This is a genomic window from Pseudomonas sp. Irchel 3H3 (genome assembly GCF_900187635.1).
In the GTDB taxonomy this organism is placed as follows: Bacteria; Pseudomonadota; Gammaproteobacteria; order Pseudomonadales; family Pseudomonadaceae; genus Aquipseudomonas.
On sequence record NZ_FYEC01000033.1, the window covers coordinates 25,295 to 34,296 of the forward strand.

A 9,002-nucleotide genomic window follows, 5' to 3' on the forward strand; every position below is an offset into this window, starting at 1 on the left:
ATGTCCAGAATTCAATGTCCGCGCTGCCTGCGCCCGCAAACCCATTGCCTGTGCCCGCTGATCCCCAGCCTCGACAGCCGCACCCGGGTGCTGCTGCTGCAGCATCCCAGCGAGGTCAACCATGCCTTGAACACCGCGCGGCTGGCGGCGTTGGGCTTGAACAATGCGCAATTGGTGGTCGGTGAGGTGTTCGAGGATTTGTCCGAGTTGCTTAATCAGCCGGGCTATTGCGCGCGCCTGTTGTTTCCGGCGGACGACGCACAGCCGCTGCAGACTTACGGGTCCTCGCAGGAGCCAATGTTGCTGGTAGTGCCGGATGGCACATGGCGCAAGGCGCGCAAAATGCTCCACCTCAATCCGCTGCTGGCGGCGTTGCCACGGGTGACCCTGGCGGAGGGTGGAGTGTCGCGCTATCGTTTGCGCAAAGCCCCGGGACCGGGAGCCTTGTCGACGGTGGAGGCGATTGTCCAGGCGTTGCAGGTGCTGGAGGCGCCGACTTCGTTCGAGCCGCTGTTAAAACCCTTTGAGGCGTTGATCGAGGGGCAGATTGCGGCGATGGGGCTGGAAACCTACCAGAAGAACCACCTGTCACCGTAGAAGTGGGCGCTCGCTTCTACAAAGAGAACCGACGCACCACAGACGAAGCGGTTGACCGTCTCCATTGTAGGAGCGAGCCTGCTCGCGAAAAACGTCAACGATAACGCGTGTGTTCAGTATAAGCGCGGCGTCTTTGAGTTTTTCGCGAGCAGGCTCGCTCCTACAATGGTCGGCGTCGCTTAACTGAACAGCATTACACATTAGAGGGGGGCTTGCAGCGGGGTTTCTAGCGCTCGCGCATTGCTTCGGTGCGGGCTTTGAGCACCGGCTTGAGCAGGTAGTCCAGCACGCTCTTCTCCCCGGTAATGATGTCCACCGTCGCCACCATCCCCGGGATGATCAGCAGTGGTTTAACGTCCCCGCCCAAATGGTTTTTGTCGGTGCGCACCTGGATCAGGTAGAAGCTGTTGCCCTTGTCGTCGGTGATGGTGTCGGCGCCGATCAGTTCTAGTTTGGCGCTCAGCCCGCCGTAGATGGTGTAGTCGTAGGCGCTGAACTTGACCATGGCTTTCTGTCCTGGATGCAGGAAGGCCACGTCCTGCGGGCGGACCTTGGCCTCGATCAGCAGGTTGTCTTCCAGGGGCACGATTTCCAGCATGTCGCTGCCGGGCTGGACCACGCCGCCGATGGTGTTGACCTTGAGCACCTTGATGATCCCGTGCACCGGCGAGACCACGGTGGTGCGGGTGACCCGATCGTCGATGGCGATGCTGGTGGCGGTGATTTTCGACAGCTCGGTGCGCTTCTCGTTGAGCTCCTTGGCCGCGTCCGAGCGAAAGCTCTGTACCGATTCGTCGAGCTTGCTCTTGATCTCGTCGATGGCTGACTCGGCGCGAGGAATGGCCAGGGTGGTGGCGTTCAGCGAGCCACGAATTTCCACTGCGCTGCGCTTGAGCCGCAGGATCTCCACCGGCGACACCGCGCCAGTGCCGACCAGCGGCGCAGACATATTCATTTCCTGGTTGAGCAGTGCCAGGCTCGAACTGTATTGCCCCTGCTTGGAGCGAAACTCCGCTAGCTCCTGGGTTTTTTGCCGAAGTTGCTCGCTGAGGGTCCGCTGTTCGCTGGCCAGGCGCCGTTGCCGTTGTTCGAACAGCGAGCGCTCGTCTTCGGCGACTTGCGGGGCCTTGGCGATCACCTCGGGGGAGAGTTTGAACGGCCGCCCCTCGGCTTCGGCGGACAGGCGTTCGACCTGGGCGGTCAAGGCATACCGATCGGCCTCGCTTTCGCCCTTGTTCGACAGGAACCGCGTGTCATCGAGGCGCAGCAACGTGTCGCCCTTGTTCACCATCTGGCCTTCACGCACGAAGATCTCGGTGACAATCCCGCCTTCGAGGTTCTGGATCACCTGCACTTTGCTCGAGGGAATCGCTTTGCCTTCGCCCATGGTGACTTCCTGCAGCACCGCGAACCTGGCCCAGACCACGGCGCTGATGATCAGCGCGGCGGCGAGCCACACGGTGACCCGCGACCAGCGCGGCGAATCCTGCAGCGAGGCGCTGGCGGTTTCCGGCATGAACTCGCTTTCGGCACTTTTGCCAAAACTGCCAAAGTAGCCGCGATCACCTGTAGGCCCGGACATGTGCCACTCCTAGACGGCCGCAGAGCCGACACGGCCCTTGCGCAGTGCATCGATAACCGCTTCTTTCGGACCGTCGGCGACGATGCGGCCGTTGTCCAGCACCAGCAGCCGGTCCACCAGGCTGAGCATCGAGGTGCGGTGGGTCACCAGCAGCAAGGTCTTGCCCTGGACCCAGGTCTGCAGTTTCTGGCGCAGGACGTCTTCGCTGCTGTTGTCCATGGCGCTGGTGGGTTCGTCGAGCACCAGGATCGGTGGGTCGAGCAGCAGGGCTCGGGCCAGCAGGACCGCCTGGCGCTGACCGCCGGAAAGCAGTTGGCCGCGTTCGCCCACGGGGCGGTCAAAGCCCTGGGGATGCTGGCGGGCCAGGTCGGTGACGCCGGTCAGTTCGGCGACCTCGAGCATGCGCGCATCGCTGATGTAGCGTGCGCCGAGGGTCAGGTTATCGCGCAGGCTGCCGGCCAGCAGCGGCAGGTCGTGCGCGACATAGCCGATCTGCTGGCGCAGGTCGGCGACATCCAGTTGCCGCAGGTCCAGGCCATCGAGCAGCAACTGGCCTTCGTCCGGGGCATAGAAGCCCATCACCAGGCGCGCCAGGGTGCTTTTGCCCGATCCGCTGCGGCCGATGATGCCGATCCGCTCGCCAGGCTTGAGGCTGAAACTGACCGTGGCCAGCGCCGGGGCGCTTTGTCCCTGGTAGTGGAAGGTCACGCCGCTGACATCCAGCGCCCCTTGCAGTTGCGTACGCTCCAGGGGCCGCTGCCCGGCGTCGCGCTCCTGGGGCAGGGACATCAGCGCATCGGTGCTCTTCATCGTCAGTTGGGCTTGCTGGTAGCGGGTGATCAACCCGGCAATCTGGCCGAGCGGCGCGAGCACCCGGCTGCCGAGCATGTAGGTCGCCACCAGTGCGCCGACGCTGAGGTTGCCGGCGATGATGCTGTAGACCCCGGCGACGATGGTCGCCATGCCGGAGAATTGCTGGATGAACAGGGTGCCATTGGTGGCCAGCGCCGCGAGGTTGCGCGCGTGGCTGTCGAGGCGGGTCAGGGCGCCGTGGGTGCTTTCCCAGCGGTGCTGGCGTTCGCTCTCGGCGCTGCAGGCCTTGAGGGTTTCCAGGCCGCCGAGGGTTTCGATCAGTAGCGCCTGGCGTTCGGCGCCCAAGGCCAGGCTCTTGTGCACGGTGTCGCGCAGGCGGGACTGGATCAGCAGGGCGAAGATGATGGTGATGGGGAACGCGAGCATCGGGATCACCACCAGCCAGCCGCCGAGCAGGCCGATCACCACCAGCATCAGCACGGCGAACGGCAGGTCGATCAGGCTGGTGAGGGTCACCGCCGTGAGAAATTCACGCAGGCCCTGGAAGTCGTGGATGCTCTGGGCAAAGCCGCCGATGGTCGCTGGCCGGGCTTTCATCGCCATGCCGGTGATGCGCTCGAACAGGGTCGCGGACAGGATCACGTCGGTCTTGCGCCCTGCGGTGTCCAGCAAGTGCGCGCGCACCACCCGCAGCACCAGTTCGAAACCAGTGCCGATCAACAGGCCGATGGCCAACACCCACAGGGTCGAGGTGGCCTGGTTCGGTACCACCCGGTCGTAGGTCTGCATGACGAACAGCGGCACCATCAAGCCCAGCAGGTTGATCAGGAAACTTGCCAGGATCGCGTCGCTGTACAGCCAGCGGGACAGCTTGAGGGTGTCGCGAAACCAAGCGTCGACCCGTGGCACCAGGGGTGAACGCAGCTCTTCGAGTTCATGCCGGGGGCGGGCGAACAGCGCCTGGCCACTGTAGGCTTCGGCCAGTTCTTCGCGGCTGACCCATTGTTCGCCACCTTCGGCCTCGCTGGGCAGGATCAGGGCCTGGCCATCCTCGCCCCAGCGGCGCAGGACCGCGCAGCGGCGGTCCTTGAGAATCAGCAGGACCGGCAGGTTGAGCGCCGACAGCGACCCCAGTTCACGGCGCAGCAAGCGCGCTTGCAGGCTGGCCCGGGCGGCGGCGCGGGGCAGCAGGTCGAGGCTCAGGCGTTGCTTGTCCAGCGGCAGTCCGGCGCTCAGGCTGGCCCGGCTGACATTGCAGCCGTGCAGCTTGCACAGGATCAGCAAGCCATCGAGCAACGGATCATCAAAGCTCAGGCGTGGGTCGGCGCCAGTGTTGCCGGGTTGCATGCTGGTCAATTCGGGTACCCCGGTTCGCTAGCGCATCTCTGGCAGACGGGCCTGGCTTTTCACTTCGCTTTGCGCAATCGCCTCGGCCGGCACCACCACCTTGGCTTTGCTCAACAGCTCGCCCATGTTCGCCAGGATCCGGTACATGGAGAACTCCTCGGTGTAGCGCACTTCGGTGTAGCGGCGATTGGCGTTGTACAGCTCGTTTTCACTGTCCAGCAGGTCGAGCAGGGTGCGCTGGCCGAGGCCGAATTGATCCTGGTAGGCGGCGCGCACGCGCATGGTGGTATCGGCGTATTCGCGGGCGGTGGGGGTTTGTTTCTTGGCGTTGACCATGGCGTTCCAGGCCAGGGTGATGTTCTCGTTGAGCATGCGCAGGGCGTTGTTGCGGATGTCCATGGCCTGGTTGATCTTGTGCGCATCCGATTGCAGGCGGGCCTTGTCACTGCCGCCGCGGAACAGGTTGTAGTTCATGATCACACCGACGCGCCACTCGTTGTCGTGGCCCTGGTCTCCCTGGATGTTGTTGTTGGCACCCACCGCCGCCTCTGCATCGAAGCGTGGGTAGAACGGCGACTTGGCGACTTCGTACTGGCTCTCGGCGGAGTTCACGTCGGCCTGGGCGGACTTGAGGTAGGGGTTGTTTTCCATCATTGCCTGGCGGGCATCCGGCAGGCTCTGCGGAACCTCGCCGCGAATCGAGGGCAGGCTTTCCAGTTCGTCGGGCATGCGCCCCACGGCGCTGAAGAAGTTGGCTTCGGCATCGGCGAGATCGACCTGGGCGGTGTCCAGGTTGTTTTCCGCCAGGGCGCGACGCGCCTTGGATTGATCGAGGTCGGCATTGCTGCCGACGCCGCGCTCGGTGCGCAGGCCGATCTGGTCGTTGACCCGCAAGTGCGCCTGCAGGTTGTTGGTGGCCAGGGTCACCAGTTCCCGGCGCTTGAGTACTTCCAGGTACACCTCGATGGTGCGCAGGGCCAGGCTCTCGGCGGTGCCGCGGGTGTAGTAGGCCCGGGAGTTGACGATGGCCTGGGTGCGCCCGACTTCGTTGGCGGTGTTGAATCCGTCAAACAGCATTTGCCGCAGGCGCAGCTCCGACTGGGTGTACCAATCGATTTCTGTGTGGTGATTGCCCTGCGCGCGGGTGTTGGTGTTGTCGCTGTAGCCACGGCCATAACCGGCGTTCAGATCGAGTGAGGGATAAAAACCGCCCTTGGCGACTTTTACGTCTTCATCCGCAGACAGGCGATTGTTCTCACTGGCGTGCAGCTCCGGGTGGTTGTCCAGGGTGCTTTGAATCGCCTCGGTCAGCGACATGGCCTGGGCCTGTTGTGCGCAGGCCATGGCGATCAGAATCGCACTGCAGAGCGGGGTAAATACGCGCATGGGGTGCCTCTCCCTGTGACTAATGGTGCTTGACTGTCGCCAATAATTTGGCGTTATTTTCGGCAAAAACCGTATCAAGCATGTAACAACAGAGCTAAGAACATCCTAGGCAGAAGCTAAGAAGGATTTCTCATAACGCATATGTCGAAAAAAACTTATGCGCCTCGAAAAAACCGGCACATTGTTCCCTGCACAAGCCTTGTATTTATGAGCTCTAGGGAGCTTGGCGAGGCTGGAAAAGGTTCCAACACTTTTGCAACATAGGGTGGAGAAGCGCTGGAGGGGATGGAGGCTGAACGGTTTTTAGGCGACAAAATATTGGCATGTTGCCGAAGATCCATCGTCAGCCACCCTCGTAGAACGGCTAGGCGGCGCTGAGTGAATGATTTCATTCAGTTTTGTCCCGCGATCATCAGCCCGCCTGCGTAGGCACGCGAGGCGAGATCAACGTCAGGCAAGGGCTTGCACCTTGAAGTGCGAGTGCTGCCGGGCAGAAGGTCCGTCCCGCAACCCGGCAAGGCCCTGCATGCTTTCTCTGCACAACCCAGATGCCGATGGACGTCGGCAGCGGAGGAAGGCTCATGGCAACGCTCATCGCAACCGTCAGCAAGGTCGTAGGTCAGGTGTTCGCTGTAGCGGGTGATGGAACCCGACGCGCCCTGGTCGAAGGGGATCGGCTGTTTGCCGGTGAACAACTGGTGACCGGGGCCGAGGGCGCCGTCGCGGCGCACCTGCAAAACGGCCAGGAACTGACGCTGGGACGCGGCAGCAGCATGCTTCTGAGCCCGCAACTGCTGGCCAATCAACCGGCACATGTCGACTCCGCCGAAGCGCTGACGCCCAGCCAGGCGCAATTGAGCGATGTCGAGCAAGTGCAGCAAGCCATCGCTGCCGGTGCCGACCCGACCCAGGTCGCTGAAGCCACTGCTGCCGGGCCGGGCAGTACAGGGGCGCCCGGAACTGCCGGCGGCGGTCACTCGTTTGTCCTGCTTGAAGAAGTGGCGGGTCGAGTCGACCCGGTCATCGGTTTCCCGACCGCCGGTTTCAACGGCATTCCCGAGTTTGTCCCGGAACGTGTGGCGGGTTCGCCTGAGGACGGTGGCGACGACACGGGCACTGGGCCTTCGATCAACCCGTTGACTCCCGTTACGCCCATCAACCCCGAATTACCGGTGACCCCGCAGTTGCCGGAGAACCAGCCGGTGACCTTGTCCGGCCTGTCGGTGGCAGGCGGTGAGCTGACCTTGTTTGAAGCCAACCTGGCCAAGGGCTCGGCCAGCAACCCGGGGGCCTTGACTCAGAACGGGACCTTCAGCATTTCCGCGCCGGATGGCTTGCAGAGCCTGAGCATCGGTGGAGTCAGCATCATCAGTGGCGGCGTGGCGGTGGGTTTCCCACAGACGATCACCTCGGCCCTGGGCAACACCCTGACGATCATCGGTTATGACCCGGCCACCGGCGTGGTCAGTTACAGCTACACCCTGGTGGGGAATGAAACCCACTCGGCCGGGGATGGCAGCAACAACCTCAGTGAGCATTTCACCGTGGTCGCCAGCGACGTCAATGGCGATACGGCCAGCAACACCCTGGACATCAACATCACCGACGATGTGCCCCACGCGTTTGACGACGGCAATGGCGTTGCCGCGTCCGAAGCGCATTTGATCCTGACCGGCAACGTACTCGACAACGATGTGCAAGGGGCCGACCGGGTCGTGACTGGGCCGATCACCCCCGGGACCTTCACCGGCACTTACGGCACCCTGGTGCTGGCCGCCGACGGCAGCTACAGCTACACCCTGCACAGCAGCGATCCGGCTTTTCTCGCGCTCAAGGGCGACGTCACCGAGACCTTCAACTACACCCTGACCGACGCTGATGGCGACAGCAGCAGCGCCAACCTGGTGCTCAACGTTCACAACAACGACGATCCGGTATTGATCGATGGCCTCAAGGTCCTGGGCGGGGAACTGACGGTCTATGAAAAAGCCCTCAGCGATGGCTCGACGCCTGGCACCCCGGCACTGACCCAAAGCGGTACCTTCACTGTTACCGCACTGGATGGCGTGCAAAGCTTGAGCGTGGGCGGGATCAACGTGGTGACCGCGGGCGTCACCGCCGGCTTCCCGCAAACTTTCACCACTGCGCTGGGCAACACCCTGACCATCACCGGCTATGACGCGGCGAGCGGGGTGGTGAGCTACAGCTACACCCTCAACGACAACGAAGCTCACCCCACCGCCAACGGCACCAACAGCCTCAGCGAGTCGTTCACCGTCACGGTCACCGACAGCAATGGCACCACTGCCAGCGACTCGCTGGACGTCAACATCGTCGACGACGTGCCGCAGGCCAAGGATGACGGCAACGCCGTGACCGCTACTGAACTGCACACGGTCCTTACCGGCAATGTGCTGGACAACGATGTGCAGGGCGCCGACCGAGTGATCACTGGTCCGGTGACGGCCGGCACGTTGGCAGGCGCCTATGGCCAACTGGTGCTGGCAGCGGATGGTTCCTATACCTACACCGTCGACCCGACCATCCCGGCATTCCTGGCGCTCAAGGCCGATGCCCACGAAACCTTCACCTACACCCTGACCGACGCCGATGGCGACACTAGCACTGCGACCTTGACCCTGACCGTGCACAACAACGACGATCCGGTATTGATCGACGGCCTCAAGGTCCTGGGCGGGGAACTGACGGTCTATGAAAAAGCCCTCAGCGATGGCTCGACGCCTGGCACCCCGGCACTGACCCAAAGCGGTACCTTCACTGTTACCGCACTGGATGGCGTGCAAAGCTTGAGCGTGGGCGGGATCAACGTGGTGACCGCGGGCGTCACCGCCGGCTTCCCGCAAACCTTCACCACTGCGCTGGGCAACACCCTGACCATCACCGGCTATGACGCGGCGAGCGGGGTGGTGAGCTACAGCTACACCCTCAACGACAACGAAGCTCACCCCACCGCCAACGGCACCAACAGCCTCAGCGAGTCGTTCACCGTCACGGTCACCGACAGCAATGGCACCACTGCCAGCGACTCGCTGGACGTCAACATCGTCGACGACGTGCCGCAGGCCAAGGATGACGGCAACGCCGTGACCGCTACTGAACTGCACACGGTCCTTACCGGCAATGTGCTGGACAACGATGTGCAGGGCGCCGACCGAGTGATCACTGGTCCGGTGACGGCCGGCACGTTGGCAGGCGCCTATGGCCAACTGGTGCTGGCAGCGGATGGTTCCTATACCTACACCGTCGACCCGACCAG

At 63.1% G+C, this 9,002-nt stretch carries 5 protein-coding genes; 2 read left to right on the top strand and 3 right to left on the bottom strand.

What is annotated here, in order from left to right:
* Complete coding sequence (locus CKW24_RS24280; protein WP_095170942.1) at positions 1 to 597, top strand: tRNA-uridine aminocarboxypropyltransferase; 597 nt, start codon at positions 1 to 3, stop codon at positions 595 to 597.
* 226 nt (positions 598 to 823) lie between these two features.
* Here the strand turns inward: CKW24_RS24280 and CKW24_RS24285 are convergent, their stop codons facing one another.
* The 3 genes from CKW24_RS24285 to CKW24_RS24295 are packed head-to-tail and all read right to left on the bottom strand — an operon-like array spanning position 824 to position 5,725.
* Positions 824 to 2,179 carry an HlyD family type I secretion periplasmic adaptor subunit gene (locus CKW24_RS24285; RefSeq protein ID WP_095170944.1) on the bottom strand — a complete coding sequence of 452 codons (1,356 nt, stop codon included), beginning with the start codon at positions 2,177 to 2,179 and terminating at the stop codon, positions 824 to 826.
* Positions 2,180 to 2,188: 9 nt separating this feature from the next.
* Positions 2,189 to 4,348, bottom strand: coding sequence for a type I secretion system permease/ATPase (locus CKW24_RS24290; protein ID WP_095170946.1), 2,160 nt, complete (start codon positions 4,346 to 4,348; stop codon positions 2,189 to 2,191).
* 18 nt (positions 4,349 to 4,366) lie between these two features.
* A complete protein-coding gene (locus tag CKW24_RS24295) occupies positions 4,367 to 5,725 on the bottom strand; it encodes a TolC family outer membrane protein (protein WP_095170947.1) in 1,359 nt (452 codons plus the stop codon).
* Positions 5,726 to 6,306: 581 nt separating this feature from the next.
* Between CKW24_RS24295 and CKW24_RS24300 the strand changes: the two genes are divergently transcribed.
* The coding region (locus CKW24_RS24300) for a retention module-containing protein (RefSeq protein ID WP_143501285.1) at positions 6,307 to 9,002 on the top strand (2,696 nt) is incomplete at its 3' end.